This window comes from Pseudomonas sp. MWU13-3659 (assembly GCF_023757525.1).
Classification (GTDB): Bacteria; Pseudomonadota; Gammaproteobacteria; order Pseudomonadales; family Pseudomonadaceae; genus Aquipseudomonas; species Aquipseudomonas entomophila_E.
Genome location: NZ_JAMSHW010000003.1, coordinates 442,393 through 464,323 on the forward strand (window position 1 = coordinate 442,393; position 21,931 = coordinate 464,323).

The 21,931-nt window shown below is 64.9% G+C and carries 19 protein-coding genes and 1 tRNA gene; 13 read left to right on the top strand and 7 right to left on the bottom strand.

Features of this window, described 5'->3' with window-relative positions; genetic code table 11:
• Nucleotide 1: 1 nt before the first annotated feature.
• Together NGM28_RS06840 and NGM28_RS06845 are read right to left on the bottom strand one after the other, a co-directional pair.
• A complete protein-coding gene (locus NGM28_RS06840; protein ID WP_044488839.1) occupies nt 2-532 on the bottom strand; it encodes a Csu type fimbrial protein in 531 nt (176 codons plus the stop codon).
• A 24-nt stretch (nt 533-556) separates the two neighbouring features.
• A complete protein-coding gene (locus NGM28_RS06845; protein WP_240064379.1) occupies nt 557-1,084 on the bottom strand; it encodes a Csu type fimbrial protein in 528 nt (175 codons plus the stop codon).
• A gap of 271 nt (nt 1,085-1,355) precedes the next feature.
• Between NGM28_RS06845 and NGM28_RS06850 the strand changes: the two genes are divergently transcribed.
• The 3 genes from NGM28_RS06850 to NGM28_RS06860 are packed head-to-tail and all read left to right on the top strand — an operon-like array spanning nt 1,356 to nt 6,473.
• Nucleotides 1,356-3,596 carry an ATP-binding protein gene (locus NGM28_RS06850; protein WP_252089316.1) on the top strand — a complete coding sequence of 747 codons (2,241 nt, stop codon included), beginning with the start codon at nt 1,356-1,358 and terminating at the stop codon, nt 3,594-3,596.
• Between the two features lie 14 nt (nt 3,597-3,610).
• A complete protein-coding gene (locus tag NGM28_RS06855) occupies nt 3,611-4,072 on the top strand; it encodes a response regulator (protein WP_252089318.1) in 462 nt (153 codons plus the stop codon).
• 10 nt (nt 4,073-4,082) lie between these two features.
• Entirely contained in the window at nt 4,083-6,473 is a 2,391-nt protein-coding gene (locus tag NGM28_RS06860) for a hybrid sensor histidine kinase/response regulator (protein WP_252089320.1), read from the top strand.
• A 50-nt stretch (nt 6,474-6,523) separates the two neighbouring features.
• Here NGM28_RS06860 and NGM28_RS06865 read toward each other — a convergent pair.
• Nucleotides 6,524-6,598 (bottom strand) — tRNA-Gln (locus NGM28_RS06865).
• A gap of 603 nt (nt 6,599-7,201) precedes the next feature.
• On the bottom strand, nt 7,202-8,278 hold the full coding sequence (locus NGM28_RS06870) for an ABC transporter substrate-binding protein (protein WP_252089322.1): 1,077 nt from the start codon (nt 8,276-8,278) through the stop codon (nt 7,202-7,204).
• Between the two features lie 216 nt (nt 8,279-8,494).
• On the opposite strand from NGM28_RS06870, the gene NGM28_RS06875 reads away from it, so the two are divergent.
• The 3 genes from NGM28_RS06875 to NGM28_RS06885 all read left to right on the top strand — a co-directional run bounded on the left by NGM28_RS06875 (nt 8,495) and on the right by NGM28_RS06885 (nt 12,327).
• A complete protein-coding gene (locus tag NGM28_RS06875) occupies nt 8,495-10,147 on the top strand; it encodes a nitrite/sulfite reductase (RefSeq protein ID WP_252089324.1) in 1,653 nt (550 codons plus the stop codon).
• Nucleotides 10,131-10,625, top strand: a complete 495-nt coding sequence (locus NGM28_RS06880; protein ID WP_252089326.1) for a DUF934 domain-containing protein — start codon at nt 10,131-10,133, stop codon at nt 10,623-10,625. Before NGM28_RS06875 ends, NGM28_RS06880 begins: the two co-directional genes overlap by 17 nt.
• A 133-nt stretch (nt 10,626-10,758) precedes the next feature.
• Nucleotides 10,759-12,327: a hypothetical protein gene (locus NGM28_RS06885; protein WP_252089328.1), complete on the top strand. Its 1,569-nt coding sequence runs from the start codon at nt 10,759-10,761 to the stop codon at nt 12,325-12,327.
• Nucleotides 12,328-12,438: 111 nt separating this feature from the next.
• On the opposite strand, the gene NGM28_RS06890 is transcribed toward NGM28_RS06885, so the two are convergent.
• Nucleotides 12,439-13,344 carry an AraC family transcriptional regulator gene (locus NGM28_RS06890; RefSeq protein WP_286088940.1) on the bottom strand — a complete coding sequence of 302 codons (906 nt, stop codon included), beginning with the start codon at nt 13,342-13,344 and terminating at the stop codon, nt 12,439-12,441.
• A gap of 340 nt (nt 13,345-13,684) precedes the next feature.
• Between NGM28_RS06890 and dkgB the strand changes: the two genes are divergently transcribed.
• Nucleotides 13,685-14,488, top strand: a complete 804-nt coding sequence (gene dkgB, locus NGM28_RS06895; RefSeq protein WP_252089333.1) for a 2,5-didehydrogluconate reductase DkgB — start codon at nt 13,685-13,687, stop codon at nt 14,486-14,488.
• Between the two features lie 63 nt (nt 14,489-14,551).
• The gene (locus tag NGM28_RS06900; protein ID WP_240065700.1) at nt 14,552-15,742 is read left to right on the top strand and encodes an MFS transporter; all 1,191 of its coding nucleotides are present in this window, start codon (nt 14,552-14,554) and stop codon (nt 15,740-15,742) included.
• On the opposite strand, the gene NGM28_RS06905 is transcribed toward NGM28_RS06900, so the two are convergent.
• Complete coding sequence (locus NGM28_RS06905; RefSeq protein WP_240065701.1) at nt 15,720-16,190, bottom strand: sn-glycerol-3-phosphate transporter; 471 nt, start codon at nt 16,188-16,190, stop codon at nt 15,720-15,722. The two genes, NGM28_RS06900 and NGM28_RS06905, sit on opposite strands and share 23 nt — an antisense overlap.
• A 186-nt stretch (nt 16,191-16,376) precedes the next feature.
• On the opposite strand from NGM28_RS06905, the gene NGM28_RS06910 reads away from it, so the two are divergent.
• The 3 genes from NGM28_RS06910 (at nt 16,377) to NGM28_RS06920 (ending at nt 18,062) form a co-directional block, all read left to right on the top strand.
• Nucleotides 16,377-16,841 carry a nuclear transport factor 2 family protein gene (locus NGM28_RS06910; protein WP_252089336.1) on the top strand — a complete coding sequence of 155 codons (465 nt, stop codon included), beginning with the start codon at nt 16,377-16,379 and terminating at the stop codon, nt 16,839-16,841.
• Nucleotides 16,842-17,065: 224 nt separating this feature from the next.
• On the top strand, nt 17,066-17,344 hold the full coding sequence (locus tag NGM28_RS06915; protein WP_240065703.1) for a hypothetical protein: 279 nt from the start codon (nt 17,066-17,068) through the stop codon (nt 17,342-17,344).
• Nucleotides 17,319-18,062: an ATPase gene (locus NGM28_RS06920; RefSeq protein WP_240065704.1), complete on the top strand. Its 744-nt coding sequence runs from the start codon at nt 17,319-17,321 to the stop codon at nt 18,060-18,062. Before NGM28_RS06915 ends, NGM28_RS06920 begins: the two co-directional genes overlap by 26 nt.
• A 171-nt stretch (nt 18,063-18,233) precedes the next feature.
• Here NGM28_RS06920 and NGM28_RS06925 read toward each other — a convergent pair whose 3' ends face one another.
• A complete protein-coding gene (locus tag NGM28_RS06925; RefSeq protein WP_252089338.1) occupies nt 18,234-19,295 on the bottom strand; it encodes a sigma-54 interaction domain-containing protein in 1,062 nt (353 codons plus the stop codon).
• 326 nt (nt 19,296-19,621) lie between these two features.
• Here NGM28_RS06925 and NGM28_RS06930 point away from each other — a divergent pair, with 326 nt between their 5' ends.
• Nucleotides 19,622-20,689 carry an ABC transporter substrate-binding protein gene (locus tag NGM28_RS06930; RefSeq protein WP_252089340.1) on the top strand — a complete coding sequence of 356 codons (1,068 nt, stop codon included), beginning with the start codon at nt 19,622-19,624 and terminating at the stop codon, nt 20,687-20,689.
• 13 nt (nt 20,690-20,702) lie between these two features.
• Nucleotides 20,703-21,926 carry a lipase family protein gene (locus NGM28_RS06935; RefSeq protein WP_252089341.1) on the top strand — a complete coding sequence of 408 codons (1,224 nt, stop codon included), beginning with the start codon at nt 20,703-20,705 and terminating at the stop codon, nt 21,924-21,926.
• The last annotated feature ends 5 nt before the right edge of the window (nt 21,927-21,931 follow it).

Genomic DNA, 21,931 nt, shown 5'->3' on the forward strand with positions numbered 1-21,931 from the left:
GTTACCAGTCCAGGGTCACCCTGAGGGTGTCGCGATACAGCCCGACAGGCAGGGCGCGCGGCTGCGCGACCACCACGCCGTAGATGGGCACGGGCACTTGCTCGGTGTTGCTGATGGTGAAGGTGCGGGCCTGGCCGATGCCGTAGCGGCTGTTGCCACCGGGGTCGACCGCCAGTTGATAGGGGATGAGTTCTCGGCCGTTGCTCAGGCGACGCACGCCATCGCTGCCATTGAGCCCGCCGTTGATCCGCACGCTGAAGGCGCGCACCTGGGGGGTGCAACTGATCTGCAGGCTGCCCTCGGCGCCGGCCTCGTCCACACGGCTGGTTAGCGCCTGGTCCCAGGTCGGGCCACGCGAACCGAAGTCCATCACGCCGGGGTTGCCACCCACGGTCGGTTGCTGGCTGTTGATCTCGCAGGCGGCGCTGATTACCAGGCGCGCCTGGATGAAGCCGGTGCTGGTGCCATGTGCCACGCTGCCAGGCAGCAGCAGCGGGCCCAGTGTGAGCAGCAGGATCGAGGTGCGTTGCAACGCGTCCTTGTGCATGGGCGTCCCCTACCAGGTGACCGTGACTTTGAGCAGGTCGGCGTACAGCCCGGCGCGGGGTACCCAGGCCAGGCTGTCGATCCGTGCGTAAAGAGGGAGCTCGACCGAGCCGCTGTCCGGCACCCGTGCCGATTGCGCCACATCCACCGCCAATGGCTGGCGCCAGGCGGCGTCGCGGTACAGGCGGTAGGGGATCGGCCGGGCCTTGCTGTCGTGGCTGGCCAGGTAGCGAAGCTCGCCGACACCGCCATGCTGGCCGCCGTCGACGCGTACCTGATAAGGCGTGTCGGGGTTGCATTCCAGACGCGGTGGCCGTTGGCTCAGCAGCACTCCACTCAAGGGCGCGCCCGAGCCGTCCAGGCGCGCGGCACTGCCCAGATCGATCCGGCCCAGGGCCTGCGCACCGGCATCGCGCTGCTGGTTGACCAGCATGCAACCGCGCTGCACGCGGATCTGCACCTCGACGAGAAAGTCCGCCGCCACGGCACTGCCGCTCAACCACAGGCCCAACAGCCCGGCCATCCAGCGCTCCGTCACCTGTCAATCCTTGTCTGTATGCGTTGAGCTTGAGCGTAGCAGTGGGATTGGCGCAGAGTGGCCGTGCGCTACCCCTCTTTGGCATTAATCCCTAGGATGAAACCACCAGAAACATCCGAAAAAATCAGCGCTTGAAGCAGCATCCCTGCAAACGCCCACCCTTCAAATAGTCATATGCCGACAAACCGGCCATGGTTCTGATACCTTGCAGGGCGACTATCCTGTGCCATACGCACCCCTGTGCGTGGACGGACCCTGCCAGGAGCACCCCGTGACCACTGCCCCGCTTTCCCTCGACCAGGCCATCGAACGCTGTGCCCAGGAACCTATCCAGGTACCGGGCAGCATCCAGCCCCATGGCTTTCTGCTGGTGCTGGACAACACCAACCTGCGCATCCTCCAGGCCAGTGAAAACACCGAACGCTGGCTCGGCGTGCCGGCCCAGGAACTGCCAGGCCAGGCATTCGACGCACTGGTCGGCGAAGGCTTCGACCTGCACCGCCACCTGGCCTCCCTGCCGGAGGACGAGATCTTCCCCTTCCACATCGGCGATGTCCGCCTGCGCGAAGGCGCCCCCTGCCAGGCACCGCTGCGGGTGCTTGCCCACCGTCACGACCAGGTGTTGATCCTCGAGTTCGAGCCCTGTCGAGGTTCGGCCAGGGGCGACTACTACCCCCTGGTGCGGGCCTTCGTCAGCACCCTGCACCAGGCCACCAGCATCGAGGACTTGCTGCAGCAATCGGTACGCCAGATCAAGCGCATCACCGGCTTCGGCCGGGTCAAGGCCTACCGCTTCGACACCGAAGGCAATGGCACGGTGCTCGCCGAACACGCCGACCCTGGCTATCCCCAATACCTGGGGTTGTGTTTTCCCGCCTCCGACATTCCGCGCCAGGCCCGCGAGCTGTACCGCATCAACCGCATCCGGGTGATCGAGGATGCCGACTACCAGGCCTCGCCGCTGGTACCCGCCGCCAACCCGCGCACCGGCAAGGCCCTGGACATGAGCTTCGCCGCGCTGCGCAGCGTGTCCCCGGTGCACCTGCAGTACATGCGCAACATGGGCACCCTGGCGTCGATGTCGCTGTCGATCGTGGTCGACGGCAAGCTCTGGGGCCTGCTGTCGTGCCACCACGACCAGCCGCGCGCCGTGGATTTCCAGACCCGCACCGCCTGCGAGCTGCTGGCCAATGTGCTGTCGTTGCAGATCGAGGCCCACGAGGCCCACAACAGCACGCGCTTCCTGCTCGACCTGCGCCAGCGCATCGTGCACATGCTGTCTTCGATGGCCGATCACGACAGTGTCGGCGACGGCCTGCTCGCCCTGCCCGAAGTGATGCTGCAGTTCGCCGGCGCCACGGGGGCGGCGATCATCAGCGCCGAGCGTTGCGACCTGATCGGCCACACGCCACCGGCGGCGCAGGTCAACGCGCTCGTGCACTGGCTGGCCCAGCGCGGCGAAGACCTGGTGTTCCACACCGATAACGCGCAGCGCGACATCGATGTGCTACCCGAGCTGGGCCAGCATGCCGCAGGCGTGCTGGCCGTGGCCATCTCGCAGCTCCACTCGCACTACCTGCTGTGGTTCCGCCCGGAGCAGGCACACACGGTGAATTGGGCCGGGCGCCCCGAGAAACAGGTCGGCCCGCTGGGCAACCTCAATCCACGCCACAGCTTCGAGCGCTGGCAGGAAGAGGTCCGCGGCTTCAGCGCCGCCTGGCACCCGTTGACCCTCGAGGGCGTGCTGGAGCTGCGTGGCGCGGTGCTTGGCATCGTCCTGCGCAAGGCCGAGGAGCTGGCCCAGCTTGCCGGCGAACTGAAACGGTCGAACAACGAGCTCGAGGCATTCTCCTACAGCGTGTCCCACGACCTGCGAGCGCCGCTGCGGCACATCGCCGGCTACAGCGAGCTGCTCGGCGAGATCGAAGGCGAACACCTGACCGAACGCGGCAAGCGCTTCCTCGGGCATATCGGGGAAGCCGCGCAATTCGCCGGCACCCTGGTGGACAACCTGCTCAACTTCTCGCAGATGGGCCGCTCGGCGTTGCGCCTGACCGATGTCGACCTCAACGCGCTGGTCGACGCTATCCGCATGGAGATGGCGCCCGACTATGCCGAGCGGGAGATCCTCTGGGACATCGCCGCGCTGCCCAAGGTGATTGCCGACCCGGCCTTCATCAACATGGTCCTGCACAACCTGATCGCCAATGCCGTCAAGTACACCCGCCACCGCGACCCGGCACGCATCGAGGTGGGTGCCGTGCAGCACCGGCACGAGATCGAGGTGTATGTGCGCGACAATGGCGTGGGCTTCGACATGGCCTATGTCGACAAGCTGTTCGGGGTGTTCCAGCGCCTGCACCGAATGGAGGAGTTCGAGGGCACCGGGATCGGCCTGGCCAGCGTACGGCGCATCATCGAACGCCATGATGGCCGCGTCTGGGCCCAGGGCAACCTGGGCCAGGGCGCAAGCTTCCACTTCACCCTCCCCCGCCAACCGATGACCGCCTGAGGCCGCTGCCCATCATGCTCAAGCCCATCCTGCTGGTCGAAGACAACCCCCGGGACCTGGAACTGACCTTGCTGGCCCTGGAGCGCAGCCAACTGGCCAACGAAGTCGTCGTCGTGCGCGACGGCGCCGACGCCCTGGACTACCTGCTACGGCGCAACGCCTTCGCCGAACGCGCCGACGGCAACCCGGCGGTGATGCTGCTGGACCTCAAGCTGCCCAGGGTCGACGGCCTCGAGGTGCTCAGGGAGGTGCGCGCCACCGCAGAGCTGCGCAGCATCCCCATCGTCATGCTGACCTCTTCGCGCGAGGGGCCCGACCTGCGGCGCGCCTATGAACTGGGCGTCAATGCCTACGTGGTCAAGCCGGTGGAGTTCAAGGCGTTCGTTACCGCGATTTCAGGCCTGGGGGTATTCTGGGCGGTGCTCAATGAGCCGCCGCCCGGCTCGCTGCGCCTGAACCGTCGCGACGACCACTGAGGCAGTCACCATGCAGACGACGCCACTGAAACTGCTGATGGTCGAAGACAGCTCCATGGACGCCGAGCTGATCCTGATGCGCCTGGAGCGCAGTGGGCTACAGGTACAATCGCGGCTGGTGTTCGACCATGTCGGCGCCGAGCATGCCTTGCGCGCGGGCACCTTCGACCTGATCCTGTGCGACTGCGTGCTGCCCGCCTCCTCGGGTGCCGAGGTGCTGGCGATCGCCCAGCGCATCGCGCCGGATACGCCGTTCATTTTTCTCTCCGGCATCTACGGTGAAGAGCATGCGGTGGAGATGATCCGCCTGGGCGCCACCGACTATGTGCTGAAGAAGAACCTGCCGCTGCTGCCCAAGGCCGTGCGCCGGGCCCTGACCGAAGTGCAGGAGCGTCAGCGCCGGCGCCGCGCCGAGGAGGCCCTGGCCGACATGGAGGCCCGCGCGCGGATCGCCATCGACGCCGCCGGCATGGGCAGTTGGGACTACAGCCCGCAGGATGGCCGCATGCAGTGGGATGTGCGCTGCAAGGCCCTGTTTGGCTTGCCCACCGACACCGAGATGAACCTTGAGGTGTTCTACGCGGGTATCCACCCCGAAGACCTGCCCAGGGTACGTGACGCGGTCGAGCGGGCCATGTGCGAGGACAGCGGCGGCCGTTACCGGGTCGAGTTTCGCAGCGCCCCAGCCGGCGCACTCGAGCCGCGCTGGTTGCTCTCCAGCGGCCAGACCCAGTTCGTCGATGGCCAGTGCGTGCGGTTCTCCGGCGTGCTGCAGGACATCCACCAGCAACGCCAGGCCACACGCGCCCTTGAGCAACTCAATGAAATACTCGGCGAGCGGGTCGAACGCCGCACCCGCGAACGCGACCGCGCCTGGGAACTGTCCCAGGACCTGCTGGCGGTGCTCAACAAGGATCTCACACCCGTGGCGCTGAACCCGGCGTGGGAGGCGAGCCTGGGCTTCACCCGCGAACGCCTGGGGCAGATCTCGCTGCTGCAACTGCTGCCGGAAGCCGACCAGCAGGCCTTTCTCGCCGAAATCGGCGCTCTGTCCGAGGGCCGCACCAGCGCGCGCTTCGTCGGCCGTATCCTGCATGCCGGCGGCCAGCAGCGCTGGCTGTCGTGGGTGGTGGTGCCGGACGACAGCCTTCTGTATGTGGTGGCCCGCGATATCTCCAGCGAGCGTGAGTCGGCGCTGGAACTGGCCGAGGCCAACACTCGCCTGCGCGAACAGATCGATGAACGCGAACGCATCGAAGCGGCGCTGCAGCAAATGCAGCGCCTGGAGGCGGTCGGCCAGCTCACCGCCGGGGTGGCTCACGACTTCAACAACCTGCTGACGGTCATCCTCACTGGCGCCAGTTTTCTCAAGAACGACCTGGACAAGGGCCTGCTGGACAAGGCCCATGGCCGCCTGAAACACATTCGCGAAGCCGGCGAACGTGGCGCCAAGCTTACCGCGCAGCTGTTGGCGTTTTCCCGCAAGCAACGCCTGGAGCCAGTACCACTGAACCTCAACCGCACCCTAGGCGGGCTGGAGGAACTGCTGCGTCGCACCCTGGGCGGTCGTGTTTCGGTGCGCCTGGACCTGGATACCCACCTCTGGTTTGCCCTCACCGACCCGACCCAGACCGAGATGATCATCCTCAACCTGGCGATCAATGCCCGCGACGCCATGCCCGACGGCGGTCAGCTGACCCTGGCGACCCGCAACACCCGAGTCGACGCCCAGCCCCAGCGCCCGCAAGATCCGGAGCCCGGCGACTATGTGATGCTGACCATCAGCGACACCGGCTGCGGCATGAACGATGAAGTGGCGGCCAAGGTCTTCGAACCCTTCTTCACCACCAAGGACATCGGCAAGGGCTCGGGCCTTGGCCTGGCCCAGGTGTTCGGCTTCGCCAAGCAGAGTGGTGGTGGAGTGCGTATCGACACTACGCCCGGCCGCGGCACGCAGGTCAGTGTGTACCTGCCCTCGGTCAGGGCCCACGCAGATCACGCCACACCGGAGCTGGACAAGGGGCGACCGCTGGCCGGTGGCGGCGACCGCAGCATCCTGCTGGTGGACGACGACCACCTGGTGCGTGAAATGATCGGCGATGTGCTGCGCCGCCATGGCTATCGGGTGCGCCAGGCGCATAATGGCGAACAGGCCCTGGCATTGCTCGATGACGCCACCGACCTGCTACTGACCGATTTCGCCATGCCCGAACTCAATGGCGCGCAGCTGGCACGGGCGGCACGAGAACGCTACCCGCAATTGCCCGTGGTGTTTCTGACCGGCTACGCCGAACTGGACAGCCAGGAACTGCCGGGCAGCCTGGTGGTCCAGAAACCTGTGCACGAGCAAGTGCTGGCCCTGGCGTTGGCCGAACTGTTGGAAAACGGGAACCTGGAATGAAAAAAATCGCCAGCCGGCGATTTTGATTTGCTTTGAAAGCAGAGAAGAAATGGCAGGGGCGGCTGGATTCGAACCAACGCATGGCAGGATCAAAACCTGCTGCCTTACCGCTTGGCGACGCCCCTGTATCGGATATGACGAGCGCCTGATGCGCTGCCAATCTGACCATTCACCGCGAGCTCCGTGTGTTGCTGTGCGGGAATGGCCGGCACTTTAACAACCTTTTCCCGAGGTGAAAAGCTTTTTTTCAAAAAAAATCACAGAAAACAGCAGGTTAGTCGCCGACACGCGATTATGCAGTGATTAATTCAAGCGACAGGCCGCGCAGCACATGCACGAGCATCGGCTATTGATGCACCACGCTGCGGCGTATTTTTGCGCCCGCACAAGTGCCAGAGTGAATCAGCGCCCGCATGGCTGTTGAATTGACCCGCACCGAACAGAACCAGACCCACGAAGCCCACCGCCCACGGATATCCCTTCCGCAGGCGGCTCTCAAGTGAGCTTCACGGCCAGAACAAATCACCCGCTATTGATGGCTGACCCAATACACCGCCGTGACCACCACCAGCACGATCAGACACAGGATCGCCCAGGCATCGACACTGCTGTCAGCTTTGCGGACCTTGCTTGAGTTTCCCATTGCATTACCTCTTGTAGTGGTTATGGGAATGCACTTCGCAAGCAGCAGTTAAGTCCAGCAATGCCCTTCACTCAAGCAGGGTCTTTCAATAGTCGACGGGTGACATGAGGAAGGGATAGCGAAAATCCGCCGCCCGTCCTTCGGCGCTGTAACGGTGAAAGTCGATACCGTGACCGTCCTGGTCCAGCAGCCTCAGCCAGCGCCGGGCCTTGTCCGCGTCGATCAGTTGCAGGGACGGCACCCGATGCTCCTGACGCCCGTCACGGCCCACCGCCAGGCCCAAGGCATCGTCATGCAACATGACCATGGCCCAGCCGCCCATGGTGAAATGCCCGCCCATCAACACGCCCAGGCGCCCGTCGATACGCGCCCGCAGAGCCTCGGGCGAGCTGTTGACCGCGCTGAACACCACATCGCGCCCCGGCACCCGACCCGCCGCCTCGAACGCTCGCATGGCACCGAACGCCATCTCGTCGTTGGCCGACCACACCAATTGCGTGCCTGGGTAGCGCGCCAGCAGCATCTGCGCCTGCTCGAAGGCGCGCTGGCGACTCCAGCCGCCGTACACCACCTGGCGCAAGCGTACCTGGGGATGGTCGGCCAGCGCCCGGCGCATGCCCAGTTCGCGCAACTGCGAGGCGGGCGTGGTCTTCACGCCGGCGAACGCCAGCAGGTCGATCGGGCCATCCACAGGTGGCAACTGCGCGACCATCGCCTTGAGCATCTGATAGCCGGCCTCCTCATCGTTGCTGACGAGGGTGCCGAGAATCCGCGGGTACTTCTCCGGCTGGGCCTGGATGCTGCGCAACTGGTCCTCGGTCAGGCCATTGTTGACCAGGAACAGCTTCACCCCTGTGCCACGGGAAAGACGGATGACCTCTGGCGCCACGTACTGTTCATTGACCAGCACCAGGTAGTCGGGGCGTTGCGGCCCCTGCAGCACCGCACGGGCCAAGCTCAGCGTGCGGTCGGCACTGCGTTCGCTGTACTGCACGCGCAGCGCCATCCCCAAGTCCTTGGCGGCGGCCTGCATGAAACGCGAATAGTCGACCCAGAACGTTTCGTTGGAATAGCCCGGGTTGAGAAACACCACCGAGGCAGCCTGCGCGCCGGCTGCCAGCGGCAGGCTCAGGCACAGGCCCTGGCACAAGGCCTTGAGCATGCGGTTACATCCCTGCGAAGCAAACCTCGGATTATAGCCAGATGGCGTGCCAGAGAGGACAAATGCCAGTCAGTCTCACTTAGTCCAAATGGTTCTTTTCATATGCAAAAACATCACTTTAGCGCATAAACCCACTCTGCTATCGTTCCTCGGCTCCGACCCGGAGTGCGCGGCCGTGCGCGCGATTAGCTGCATGCAGCCTGAGACAGGACTTATATGTACGTATACGACGAGTACGATCAGCGGATCATCGAGGACCGCGTCAAGCAGTTCCGTGATCAGACCCGCCGCTACCTGGCCGGTGAGCTGAGCGAAGAAGAATTCCGCCCTCTGCGCCTGCAGAACGGCCTGTATATCCAACGTTTCGCGCCGATGCTGCGTGTCGCCGTGCCCTATGGCCAGCTGAACGCCCGCCAGACCCGCATGCTGGCGAAGATCGCCCGCGACTACGACAAGGGTTACGCGCACATCAGCACCCGCCAGAACGTGCAGTACAACTGGCCGGCGCTGGAAGACATCCCGGAAATCCTGGCTGAGCTGGCCACCGTGCAGATGCACGCGATCCAGACCAGCGGCAACTGCCTGCGCAACGTCACCACCGACCAGTTCGCCGGTGTCGCCGCCGACGAGCTGGTCGACCCGCGCCCCTGGTGCGAAATCGTGCGCCAGTGGACCACCTTCCACCCGGAATTCGCCTACCTGCCGCGCAAGTTCAAGATCGCCGTCAACGGTTCCAGCGACGACCGCGCCGCCATCGAAGTGCACGACATCGGCCTGGAGCCGGTGCGCAACGCAGCCGGTGAACTGGGCTTCCGCGTGCTGGTCGGCGGCGGCCTGGGCCGTACCCCGGTGATCGGTTCGTTCATCAATGAGTTCCTGCCCTGGCAGGACCTGCTCAGCTACCTGGACGCCATCCTGCGCGTGTACAACCGTTACGGCCGCCGTGACAACAAGTACAAGGCGCGGATCAAGATCCTGGTCAAGGCGCTCACCCCGGAAGTGTTCGCCGAGAAGGTCGAGGCCGAGATGGCCCACCTGCGCGGCGGCAGCACCACCCTGACCGAAGCGGAAGTCGAGCGCGTGGCACGCCACTTCATCGCCCCCGACTACCTGGCGCTGGACAACGTCGACTACGGCGCGCTGGACCAGGAACACCCAGGCTTCGCCCGCTGGCGCTCGCGCAACACCCGTGCCCACAAGAAGCCGGGCTACGTCGCCGTCACCCTGTCGCTCAAGCCCACCGGCGTCGCCCCGGGCGACCTGACCGACAAGCAGCTCGACGCCGTCGCGGACTTCGCCGAACGCTACAGCTTCGGCTTCCTGCGCACCTCCCACGAGCAGAACATCATCCTCGCCGACGTCGAGCAGCGCCAGCTGCACGCCCTCTGGCTGGAACTGCGCGAGCAAGGCTTCGCCACCCCGAACATCGGCCTGCTGACCGACATCATCTGCTGCCCGGGCGGTGATTTCTGCTCCCTGGCCAACGCCAAGTCGATCCCGATCGCCGAATCCATCCAGCGCCGCTTCGACGACCTGGACTACCTGTTCGACATCGGCGAGCTCGACCTGAACATTTCCGGCTGCATGAACGCCTGCGGCCACCACCACGTCGGCCACATCGGCATCCTTGGCGTGGACAAGAAGGGCGAGGAGTTCTACCAGGTCTCGCTGGGCGGCAATGCCGCCCGCGACGCGAGCCTGGGCAAGATCCTCGGCCCGTCCTTCGCCCAGGACGCCATGGCCGACGTGATCGAGAAACTGATCAGCGTGTACGTCGAGCAGCGCACCGAAGACGAGCGCTTCATCGACACCTACCAGCGGATCGGCATCGACCCCTTCAAGGAACGCGTCTATGCAGCGAATCATTAAGCACAACCAGATCGTCGACGAAACCTGGCACCTGCTGCCCAAGGATGTTTCCATCGACGAACTGACCAATTGCGACGACTACATCGTGCCGCTGCAACTGTGGCGCGACCACCCGAGCCTGCTCAAGGCCCGCGACGGCGGCCTGGGCATCTGGCTGGACAGCGACGAGGAAGCCGAGGAAATCGGCGAAGACGTCGAGCACTTCCAGGTCATCGCCCTGAACTTCCCGGCCTTCACCGACGGGCGCAACTACTCCAACGCGCGCCTGCTGCGTGACCGCTACAAGTTCAAGGGTGAACTGCGCGCCATTGGCGACGTGCTGCGCGACCAGCTGTTCTACATGGCCCGTTGCGGCTTCGACGCCTTCGCCATCCGTGCCGACAAGAACCCTGAAGACGCGCTGCAAAGCCTGAAGGACTTCTCGGTCACCTACCAGGGCGCCACCGACGAACCGCTGCCGCTGTTCCGTCGTCGCTGACCCTCGCACTGGGGCTGTCACGCAGCCCCAGTCACTCGCGCTGCATCGCAAAAATTATCTGATCTTCTGCTCAGGTTTGCTAATAGCACGCCGATATCAAGGCGTACTCATTAACTCCGCAAGGAAAGCGATGATGAGCCCGATCACATCCGCACTGCGCTTCACCCCCGTGTACAGCGCCTCCCCTGCCCCGCAGGGCCTCGATGCCCGCCAGGCCGCTGCGGCCGCCAGCATCCCCGGCGCCCAGGTCATCCTTGGCCAGGACACGCGCATTCCCGATTCGCAGACCTACTCCTCCCGGGGCACACTGGGTAACGCCCAACCCCGCTACGTATGGGAGCAGGACAGCATCGACAAACTGAGCATGCACATGCTCGGCAGCATCAAGGGCAACAGCACCGCCGCGCGCTTCCAGGGCCTGGGCGCCGCCCTGATGGAACAGCTGGTGGCCAATGGTGGCCAACGCGTCTCCCAATCGGCGCTGCAGGTCGCTGAAAACACCGAGCTCGCCCCCACCCTGCTGGCCCTGCAGCAGTCCAGGCTGCGCGAACACGCCAGCAACAGCATCACCCTCAACCTCACCACCGCCACCGGCGCCACGGTGAAGCTCGGGTTGTACAACGGTGAACAAGGCCTGGCCGTGGACGCCGACGTACAGGGTGGCACGCTCAGCGCCGCAGAATTCAAGGGCCTGGCAACCCTGGCGAATGGCTTCCAGTCGGCCATCAACGGCCTGACCCAGGAGACGCCGAGCCTGCAACTGGGCGCCCTGCTCAAACTCGACCCGTCCCTGTTCACCGGCCTGCAGATGAACGCCAGCCTCGAGACTGCCAGCGGCGAACTGCAGACCTTCGACCTGCGCATGGACGACTCGACCCGCAACCTCAAGCTGCAAGGCCCGAGCGGCCAGATCCAGCTCGACCTGGACACCCAGGGTGGCGTGGTGCTGGGCAACCCGCAGCAACGCCAGGCCGCGGTCAGCAACTACCTGAGCCAGTTCGACGCGGCCCAGGCGCGCGGCAAGGGCGACGCCCAACTGATGACCTTGTTCAAGGATGCCTTCAGCCAGCTCAACAGCGTGGATGACAGCAGCCCGCGCCCGGCCGGGCATGAGGATGCGATCAACCGATACAGCCGCTCGTTGCTCAGCGGCCTGGCCGACTTCAATGCCTCGATCAGCCAGACCAGCCAGCGCCTGAACTCGCACCGCCCTGATGAGGAAGACCGCTTCAGTTACCAGGCATCGCAGGCCACCACGACCAACGGCGGCGGTATCACACTCGACGTGAAGCAACACCAGGATGCCAAGCTCGACGCCGCCTGGCACACCACACTGTCGTCGTCGGCCAAGCTCGACCAGGGCCTCGACCCGAACAACTACCGCTATCACATGCTCAGCGAGCAAGCCAGCGCCAGCACCCACGTCGGCTTCGTCAACGGCACCCTGAGCGAAGCCAGCGCCACTCAGGAAGCCAACAGCACCCACCGGGTGCTGACTTACCAGAACGGCGAGCTCAAGTCCGATGTCAGCACGCCACAGTCGGTGCGCAAGTCCCGCGACTTGATGGACATGCTCAACCAGTTGCTCAAGCAGGACAAAGAGGCCCGTCGCATCGGTGTCCAGTCGAACCTCGACCAGCAGCTGGCCGCGAGCAGCCACCAATGGTTGCTGCAGAGCGATCCGTCGAAGATCGCTGACTGATCCGCGCCCGTTCGCTTTGTAGGAGCGGCTTCAGCCGCGATCACCCGCGAAGCGGGTGCCAGGCACCGCGTCGCCTGCATCGCGGCTGAAGCCGCTCCTACAGGACCCATTTCAGCGCAAAGGCACGTAGATATCCGTCTGCCATTGTTCGAGCGGCGTCTGCGGGTAGATGCTCAGGTAATGGAAGAACAGCGGGTGATCACGCAATTCCTCGCCACTCCCCGGCAACCAATCGCGGTAGAGCGGGTAGATCGTCTCGCCGATATGATCGGGCGACCCCACATGGCGCACCACCGCGCAGCGCCCACCGGGCAGGCTGAGCGTGTGCACACCTTCGTCGTTGGGTTGCAGCGCCTCGAACAACTCGCCGCAAATGGCAAAGCGGAAGTCTTCGGGTGCGGTGGTATCGGGATTGTTGTAGGGGATACCGAAACTGCGGCTCGTGGCCACCGGCGACTGCCCGCTGCGCTTGCGCCATTCGATGAAGCGGCCCACAGTCTCGCTGACCTGGCCGGGTGGGCCGCGATGCTCGAGCGCGGCCAGCCGAACTTCGGTGAAATCGACGATTCGTACCTGCATGGTGATGCTCCTGGAAAAATGAGGAATGTCGAACACCGTATTCCAGCGCTGCCAGTCGGGTTGACGTCGGAACGTGCTGGGCGCCTGGCCGAAGGCACGGCGGAAGGCCCGGCTGAACGCTTCGGGGCTTTCGAAGCCGGCGCCCATGGCCGCGTCGAGCACGCTGAAGTCCGCCTGGCAAACCAGGCGGTGGGCGGCGCGGCGCAGGCGCATCAACTGCACGTAGCGAGCGACCGGCACACCCACATAGGCACTGAACTGCCGATGGAAGTGGAACGCCGAGAAATGCGCCACCGCGCTCAGGGCGTTGACCGACAGGTCGCCTTCGAGGTTTCCCTCGATATAGGCGAGCACCGCGTCGAAGCGCTTCTGGTACAGCACATGGGTGGGCAGGTCGAGCACTGGGGCAGACTCCTGAAATACGGTAGGCCGTAGCATCATCGATACGGGCCCGATCATACCTAGCCGCGTTTGCTCAGGGCGCCCTGAACATCATCAGACCAATAACCCCGTAGGCGCCAGCCTTGCTGGCGAAGGCCACACCACGGTCCAGCGTCGGGCCGGTTCGCCAGCAAGGCTGGCTCCTACAGGTGAAACGCAGCGCCCATTGCCTGCTTTTCATTCACAAGCCATCCGGTCATTACTGACTCCTAGTCAAAAGACCTTAACCCGGAGGCGTCTTAATCAATCCCGCTGAAACCTGCAGACTGCACCCACTCGATCAACTGGCGCAGCACCGCGCAAGACCGATCCCCCACCGTCCACCAGGAGCAGCCCCATGAGCATTCCATCCTTCGGCCTCGGCACCTTCCGCCTCACCGGCCAGGCCGTCATCGACTCGGTCAAGTCCGCGCTCGAACTGGGCTACCGCGTCATCGACACCGCACAGATCTACAAAAATGAAGCCGACGTCGGCCAGGCCATCGCCGAAAGCGGCGTACCACGTGAAGAACTGTTCATCACCACCAAGATCTGGGTCGAAAACTACACCGCCGACAAACTCGTGCCCAGCCTGCGCGACAGCCTGGCCAAGCTGCGCACCGACCATGTCGACCTGTTGCTGATCCACTGGCCGGCACCGGGCAACGGCGTCGAGCTCAGCGAGTACATGCAGGCCCTGGCCAAGGCCAAGGCGCTGGGCCTGACCCGACAGATCGGCGTCTCCAACTTCAACATCGAACTGACCCGCCAGGCCATCGCCGTGGTCGGCCAGGGCGAGATCGCCACCAACCAGGTCGAACTCAGCCCCTACCTGCAGAACAGCACGCTGACCGCGTTCCTCAAGGAACAAGGCATCACCACCACCTCCTACATGACCCTGGCCTACGGCAAGGTGCTGAAGGACCCGGTGCTGGCCGAGATCGCCGCCAAGCACAAGGCCACCGTCGCCCAGGTGGCACTGGCCTGGGCGCTGCAACTGGGCTACGCGGTGATCCCGTCGTCGACCAAGCGCGAGAACCTGGCCAGCAACCTGCTCGCCCGCGGCCTGCAGCTGGACGCCGACGACATGGCCCGCATCGCCACGCTCGAGCGCAACGGCCGCGAAGTCAGCCCGGATGGCCTGGCGCCGATCTGGGACTGACCTGAACAATCGAGCCGCCCTGCCAGGGCGGCTTCGCCTTCATCACGCAACACGGAGCTCCCGATGAGCACGCTTTCCCCCAAACGGGTCCTGTTTGCCCTGGCCATCGGCGCCTTCGGCATCGGCACCACCGAGTTCACCCCCATGGGCCTGCTGCCGGTCATCGCCGAGGGCGTCGACGCCAGCATCCCCAGCGCCGGCATGCTGATCACCGCCTATGCCATCGGCGTGATGGTCGGCGCGCCTATCATGACCCTGTTGTTCAGCCGCTTCGGCAAGCGCGCCGCGCTGATGATGCTGATGGGCATCTTCACTATTGGCAACCTGCTGTCGGCCCTGGCGCCGGACTACTACACCCTGCTCGCCTCGCGCCTGATCACCAGCCTCAACCATGGCGCCTTTTTCGGCCTGGGCGCGGTGGTCGCCGCCAGCGTCGTGCCCAAGGACAAGCAGGCCAGTGCCGTGGCCACCATGTTCATGGGCCTGACCATCGCCAACATCGGCGGCGTGCCCGCGGCCACTTGGCTTGGCCAGCAGGTCGGCTGGCGCATGGCCTTCGCCGGCACCGCCGTGCTGGGCGTGCTGGCCATCGCCGCGCTGTGGTACGCCCTGCCCAAGGGTGAGCGCGGCAGCGTGCCCCATGTGCGCAAGGAACTCGCCGTGATCGCCCGCCCCAACGTGCTGCTGGCCATGGCCACCACGGTGCTGGGGGCTGGTGCGATGTTCACCCTGTATACCTACGTCGCCCCGGTGCTGGCCGACCTGACCGGCGCTTCCGACGCCTTCGTCACCCTCGGCCTGGTGCTGATCGGCGTGGGCTTCACCCTCGGCAACAGCCTGGGTGGCAAGCTGGCGGACTGGTCGCTGGATGGCGCCGCGCGGATCTTCCTCGGCGCCCTGGCGGCCATCATGTTGCTGATGCCGCTGGTGCTCGGCAGCCATGTCGGCGCGGCCATCGCGCTGCTGGTGTGGGGCATGTTCACCTTCGCCGTGGTGCCGCCACTGCAGATGCGGGTGATGATCGCCGCCGCCGAAGCGCCGGGCCTGGCGTCCTCGATCAACGTCGGTGCGTTCAACCTGGGCAATGCGGTGGGTGCCGCGCTGGGCGGCGCGGTGATCAGCCTGGACCTGGGGTATGCCGCGGTACCGATGGCCGGTGGCCTGCTCGCGGCCGGTGGGTTGCTGCTGGTGTGGCTGGGTGGGCGCAGCAAGGTCGTCGACAAGGCCGCGCTCAGAAACGCCACCCCACATTGACCATCCCCGCTGCGGCGCCGAGCACGACGAACTCGGCGCCCAGCGGCCCCCAGTGGGTGCCGAACGACGGGATGATCACCGGCGCGACGCCCAGGTGGTTGAGCGGGATCTTGTCCTGGTAATCCCCTCGATAACCCTGCAACAGCCCGCCACTGACCTTGACATAGACCGGATAGCGCTCGTTTTCCCAGACCTTGCCCAGGTAGGCGTAGTTCGAGCGCTGGTAGAACGAATTTTTGAAGGTGGCGGCGCCCCACAGCACCCCATCACCATAGACACGCTCTACCCCGATCAGCTCCTGGTGGTTGTTGTGCTCGGGGTCGTGGGACCAATGACGGGTGTAGGCGCTGGTCTGGACGTACCAGTATCCGTCCTCGCGCTGACTGTCGGCGGCGGCAGCCAACGGCACCGCGCACAGCACGATGGCGCTGATTGAGACCCTGATCATGTTTCACCACTTCCTGGACAATCTTGTGACTCTAGCCGCGCCTCGGCGAAACGCCAGTGCCACGGGCAGCGTTTCGCGAAGCGCAATTATGAAGTGCCAGGGTCACGCATTCTCAGTGCGCATCGGCAAGCGTAGCCTCGCTTCCTGTCAGGCCACTTCCCTGGCCCTTTACCAAGGAGCAGCACCATGTCCCGCCCGCCACTGCCACCCTTCACCCGCGAAACCGCCATCGAGAAAGTCCGCCTTGCCGAAGATGGCTGGAACAGCCGCGATGCCGCCAAGGTCGCCCTGGCCTATACCACCGATACCCACTGGCGCAACCGCGCCGAATTCTGCAACAACCGCGATGAGGCGCAGGCCTTCCTCGCCCGTAAATGGAACCGCGAGCTGGAATACCGCCTGATCAAGGAACTCTGGGCCTTCACCGACAACCGCATCGCCGTGCGCTACGCCTACGAGTACCGCGACGACAGCGGCCAGTGGTTCCGCGCCTACGGCAACGAGAACTGGGAGTTCGCCGAAGACGGCCTGATGCGCAACCGCCATGCCAGCATCAACGAACAACCCATCAGCGAGGCCGAGCGCAAGTTCCGCTGGCCGTTGGGGCGGCGGCCGGACGATCATCCCGGGTTGAGCGCATTCGGCTTCTGAACCCTGGGGCCATCTGGGCATGGGGCTGCCAGGCAGCCCCCTTCGGCGCATAGGACAAGGACTACGCGAAACCGGGAAAAAGGGAATCCAGGGTTGTGCCAGACTCAGCCGCACGCCACTCCAGGACCCCGCCCATGCCTCCTCTTGATGCCATTCCCCCGTGTCGGCGCTATGATGCCTCTCAAGTGCGCAACAGGCCCCCTGTTGCACGGAGGTATTCCTTCATGGCCGCAAAAGCAAAAAAACTCTCGGAACAAGCCCTCGACGCCCTGGAGCGTGAGGTGCCACGCCACGCCAGCGAGGCCACCCACTCCGCCTATCTACGTGCACTGCAAGCCAACCAGCAAGGTGTGCTGTGCATCGACGAAGGTGAACTGGTGCGGGTTGCCGCCGACGGTGTCAGGACCGTGCTCGACAAGGCCCGGCCACGGCGCAAGGTCAAGGTCGGCGAGGTGATCAGCGTGCGCAAGGTCGATGATGGCACGACTGACGAGCGTGCCTAGGCTACGGGTGTTCGCAGGCCCCAACGGTTCCGGCAAAAGCACCATCAAGGCCGACTTGCCGGCGGCGCTGACACGCCTCTTCGTCAATGCTGACGACCTGGAACAAGAGGCGAAGTCCACCGGGTTCATCGACCTGGCACCTTTCGACGTCGCCACCTGCCTGCCAGAACTGCTCAGGTTCCATACCGAGCACTATCTCATCCAAACCAAGCAGTTGACTGACCAGGCCGAGCAACTCACGCTCCTCGGCAGCAAGGTCGACTACCGAGCCGTGCGAATAGACTCGTACTTCGCCTCGGTGATCGCGGACTTCATCCGCCAACGCTTGCTGGATACAAACCAGAGCTTCACCTTCGAAAGCGTCATGTCGCACCCAAGCAAGATCGAATTCATGCGCCAGGCCCAGGCACGGGGCTATCGCACCTACCTCTACTTCGTCTCCACCGAAAACCCACAGATCAACATCGAGCGGGTGGCCATTCGCGTGCATGCCGGAGGGCACCCGGTCAGGGACGACCTGGTACGCAGCCGCTACGACCGCTCGCTGGACCTGTTGCCGGACGCCATTGCGGCCAGCCACCGCGCCTACGTGTTCGACAATTCCGGCCACTGTGCCGTGTGGCTGGCGGAGATCACCGCTGGCACGCAACTGGAATTTCGCAACGAAGAGATTCCCGACTGGTTTTTCGACGCCTACGTGGATGAAGTGGAGTATTGAGACAGGACACTAGTGTCCTGTCCCGGAAATAGGTTCTCTTTTGGCGAGTGGCTTGGGTGTTCGGCCAAGGCGCCGCGACGCGTCATAGCAGGGCTATGGCGAGGAGTGGTAACGCCGGTCGGGCGCCCAAGACGCCGCCAAAAGTGAACTGCTTATTTCCGAGACTGGACACTAGGCCTTGCCAAGCTCCCCGATCTTTTCCAGCCGCGCCCGCACGATATTCCGGCTGATATTCAGCAACCGTCCCGTCTGCAACTGATTTCCGTGGCAGTACCGATACGCCGAGCGAAACACCGTTTCCTCGATATGCTCGTACAGGTCCGGCAGGTTCTGTTCGAACAGCGCCAGCAACGCGCTCTCCAGGTTGACCGGCGCCGCACTGGCCGCCACAGGCAACGCCGCCACTTCCCCATGTCCCACCGCCTGTGGGCGCATATCCACCAGGTGCAGGTCGGCTGGCGCCACCTGCTGCTGGCGGCACACCAGCAAGGCATGGTGGATCGCGTTCTCCAGCTCGCGGATGTTCCCCGGCCAGCTGTGCGCCAGCAATTTGCGTTCGGCTTCCGGGCTCAAGGTTGCACGCTCGTAGCCCAGGCGTCGGCAATGCTCCTCGATGAAAAACTCCGCCAGCGGCAGGATGTCGCCTGGCCGCTCACGCAGCGGAGGCAGGCGGATGGTGGCCACGTGCAGCCGGTAGAACAGGTCCTCGCGAAAATGCCCCGCCACCACGGCATCGGCGAGGTTGACGTTGGTCGCGGCCACCAGCCGCACATTGATCGGGATCGGTGTGCGCGAGCCGAGGCGCACCACCTCGCGCTCCTGTAGCACACGCAGCAATTTCACCTGCATGTTCAACGGCAAGTCGCCGATCTCGTCGAGGAACAGCGTCCCGCCATTGGCCGCCTCGAACCAGCCGGCCTTGTTCGAGGTGGCGCCGGTGAAGGCGCCTTTCTCGTGGCCGAACAGCTCGCTCTCCACCAGGGTTTCGGCAAAGGCACCGCAGTTCACCGCCACGAAAGGTTCACGATGACGTCGGCTGAGGGTGTGGATGTGGCGGGCGACCAACTCCTTGCCGGTGCCGGTCTCCCCGATGATCAGGGTGTTGGCTTCACTGGGTGCCAGGCGCTCGATACGGCTGAGCAGCTCCTGGGAGCGTGGGTCCTTGAACACGAGCACGGTGGCGCGCATGGATTTGGTCAGCTCGCGGGCATGGGGATGGGTGATCAGCGACATGGGGGCATTCCTGGCAATTGTGCGCGCCCTCATAGTGCACGAAACAATTTAGACCGAAAAATTATTAATAAATATTTATATATTCGAATTTAGAATAATTGATAACCAGCAGCCCGATTGCTGCTGGAGCAACAGCCAGTCAACACCATCTTGCGTGGGCATCAGCACTATTAGCGCGGCGAGCATGGCCGCAATGCCGACTGCAGGCCCCGTCACACAAGGCCTAGAGCGCTCTTCAAGGTACCCTGGCATGCATTTCGCTCCTGCCTGGCAAACGCCTGGGCCGCTCAAACGTGCGGCCCGCACACTGTCGGGAGCTGAACATCATGAAGACTATCTGGCGCCACAGCCTGGCCCTGCTCGGGCTGCTACTGAGCCTCGCGTCCTGGGCCAGCGAGCCTCCCAAATCCGTGCGCATTGCCATCGTCGCGTTCACCCAGGGTGGCGCGCCAGTCTTCGGCGGCATCCCAGGGCGGGTGATCGAGGACGGCTGGCTTGCCCAGCAACTGCAACAACGCGGTATCCAGCTCGACTGGGTGGCCCTGCCCCACGCCGGCGCCGGCCCGCAGATCAACGAAGGCTTCAGCAACGACAGCCTCGACTTCGCGGTACGCGGCGACCTGCCATCGGTGATCGCCGGGGCCGGCAATGTCCCCGGCAAACTGGTCGTGCCGGGCGGCAGCGGCAACAACGTGTACCTGGTGGTGCCGGCCAACTCCACGGTGCGCAGCATCCAGGACCTCAAGGGCAAGCGCCTGGCCCTGCATCGGGGGCGGCCGTGGGAGTTCGCCTTCAGCAACTTCCTGCAAAGCCAGGGGCTGCAGCTGACCGACTTCAAGATCGCCAACCTCAACCCGCAGGTCGGCGCGGCTGCCGTGTCGGCGGGCAAGGTGGATGCCGCGGTGCTGCTCAGCGAGGCCTATGCCCTCGAGGACAAGGGCGTTGCCCGCATCCTCTGGTCGACCAAGCAGGGTGCCAACGACTGGCGGCTGGTCTCCGACCTGTGGGGCACCGACCGCTTCATCGAACAACACGCCGACATCACCCAACTGGTGGCCACGGCCTGGGTCAAGGCGGCGTGGTGGATTTCCCAGGAGCAGAACCGCGACGGCTATTACACCCTGTCCTCCCGTGCCGGCGTTGCCGAGAGCGTGCTGCGCCGTGACGACCTGGACGATCCGGTGGCCTGGAAGGAGCGCTGGGCACCAAAGAGCGACGCCCAACTCAAGGCCCACTACCAGGCGCTGGCCCGCTATGCCCTGGACAACCGCCTGATCCGCACGCCCTACGCCATCGACGGCGACCTGGCCACCGGCTTCACCCGCCAGGCGCTGCAGGACCTGCAACTGACCCATTACTGGCCGTCGCTCGACGCCCAGCTCAGCCAACACTGATAGAGAACCCGCCATGAAGCTGCCTGTCTCACTCACCCTGGGCCTGACCGCCCTGGCGCTGTCCATCGGCGCCGTCGCCGCCGACACCTTCGCTCCCAAGCCTGACCCGCAACAGGGCGATGGCCGGGTCTCGGCATTCTATACCTGGAGCAAGGCCATCCCGGCCGCGCCCGGCAAGCTGCTGCGCAGCGAGCCGCTGGACCCGGCCCTGAGCCTGCCCAACGCCGCCAGCGCCCAACGCATCCTCTACACCTCGCTGGACGGCATCGACGGCAAGACGCCGATCGTGGTCTCCGGCGCGCTGTTCATCCCCAAGGGCAAGGCGCCCGCCGGTGGCTGGCCATTGGCAAGCTGGGGGCACGGCACGGTCGGCGTTGCCGATATCTGCGCACCGTCCTGGGCCGGGCGCTCGTACCGCGATGTGCAGTACCTCGACCGTTGGCTCGACGAGGGCTACGCCATCGTCGCCACCGACTACCAGGGCCTCGGCGTGCCGGGTGGTCACCCACTGCTGAACAACCGCATGGCCGCCTACGGCATCCTCGACGCGGCGCGGGCGGTGGTCACTGGCGTGCCGGGGCTGGCCAACAAGGTGCTGATCGTCGGCCAGTCACAAGGCGGGGCCGGGGCATTCGCAGCGGGGGCCTATGCGGCCACCTATGCGCCAGACCTCGGCGTCAAGGGCAGTATCGGCACCGGGGTGATCTACACCCTCGGCGCGAAGAACGTCGGCGAGCAGGATCCGGACAAGGTCGACCCGTCACTGGCCTACGGCTTCTACACCTTGCTGGCCGCGCAGCAGTACGACCCGAGCATCGACCCCCGCGACTTCTACACCGCCAAGGCCCTGCCGCTGTTCGAGCAGGCGCGCAGCAGCTGCCTGTCTGCGTTGGTCAGCGACGTGGTCGGCACCGGCCTGACCCCGGCCAATGCCAGGAAGGACTACCAGGGTAACCAGCTCGAAGCCTGGCAGGCCCAGGTGTCGTACCCGACCCTCAAGCTCGCGCAGCCGATCTTCATCGGCACCGGCGCCGAGGACAAGACCCCCGCCGCCAGCACCCAGGTGGCCCTGATGCAGGACGCCTGCAAGGCCGGTTCCGTGGTCCAGGGCCACCTATACAAGGGCCTCGGCCACAGCGAGACGGTCAACGCCTCGCTGAAGGACTCCATCCCCTTCGCCCGCCAGGTCATCAGCGGCCAGCCCGTCACCCCCAACTGCAACCCCAGCGTCCAGTAAGCCAG

Bases quoted from the DNA above. Each gene is read 5' to 3' on its own strand.
- NGM28_RS06855 (WP_252089318.1), top strand. From the start codon at position 3,611: ATGCTCAAGCCCATCCTGCTGGTCGAAGACAACCCCCGGGACCTGGAA.
- NGM28_RS06860 (WP_252089320.1), top strand. From the start codon at position 4,083: ATGCAGACGACGCCACTGAAACTGCTGATGGTCGAAGACAGCTCCATG.
- NGM28_RS06870 (WP_252089322.1), bottom strand. From the start codon at position 8,278: ATGCTCAAGGCCTTGTGCCAGGGCCTGTGCCTGAGCCTGCCGCTGGCA.
- NGM28_RS06875 (WP_252089324.1), top strand. From the start codon at position 8,495: ATGTACGTATACGACGAGTACGATCAGCGGATCATCGAGGACCGCGTC.
- NGM28_RS06880 (WP_252089326.1), top strand. From the start codon at position 10,131: ATGCAGCGAATCATTAAGCACAACCAGATCGTCGACGAAACCTGGCAC.
- NGM28_RS06885 (WP_252089328.1), top strand. From the start codon at position 10,759: ATGAGCCCGATCACATCCGCACTGCGCTTCACCCCCGTGTACAGCGCC.
- NGM28_RS06890 (WP_286088940.1), bottom strand. From the start codon at position 13,344: ATGCTACGGCCTACCGTATTTCAGGAGTCTGCCCCAGTGCTCGACCTG.
- dkgB (WP_252089333.1), top strand. From the start codon at position 13,685: ATGAGCATTCCATCCTTCGGCCTCGGCACCTTCCGCCTCACCGGCCAG.
- NGM28_RS06900 (WP_240065700.1), top strand. From the start codon at position 14,552: ATGAGCACGCTTTCCCCCAAACGGGTCCTGTTTGCCCTGGCCATCGGC.
- NGM28_RS06905 (WP_240065701.1), bottom strand. From the start codon at position 16,190: ATGATCAGGGTCTCAATCAGCGCCATCGTGCTGTGCGCGGTGCCGTTG.
- NGM28_RS06910 (WP_252089336.1), top strand. From the start codon at position 16,377: ATGTCCCGCCCGCCACTGCCACCCTTCACCCGCGAAACCGCCATCGAG.
- NGM28_RS06915 (WP_240065703.1), top strand. From the start codon at position 17,066: ATGGCCGCAAAAGCAAAAAAACTCTCGGAACAAGCCCTCGACGCCCTG.
- NGM28_RS06920 (WP_240065704.1), top strand. From the start codon at position 17,319: ATGGCACGACTGACGAGCGTGCCTAGGCTACGGGTGTTCGCAGGCCCC.
- NGM28_RS06925 (WP_252089338.1), bottom strand. From the start codon at position 19,295: ATGTCGCTGATCACCCATCCCCATGCCCGCGAGCTGACCAAATCCATG.
- NGM28_RS06930 (WP_252089340.1), top strand. From the start codon at position 19,622: ATGAAGACTATCTGGCGCCACAGCCTGGCCCTGCTCGGGCTGCTACTG.
- NGM28_RS06935 (WP_252089341.1), top strand. From the start codon at position 20,703: ATGAAGCTGCCTGTCTCACTCACCCTGGGCCTGACCGCCCTGGCGCTG.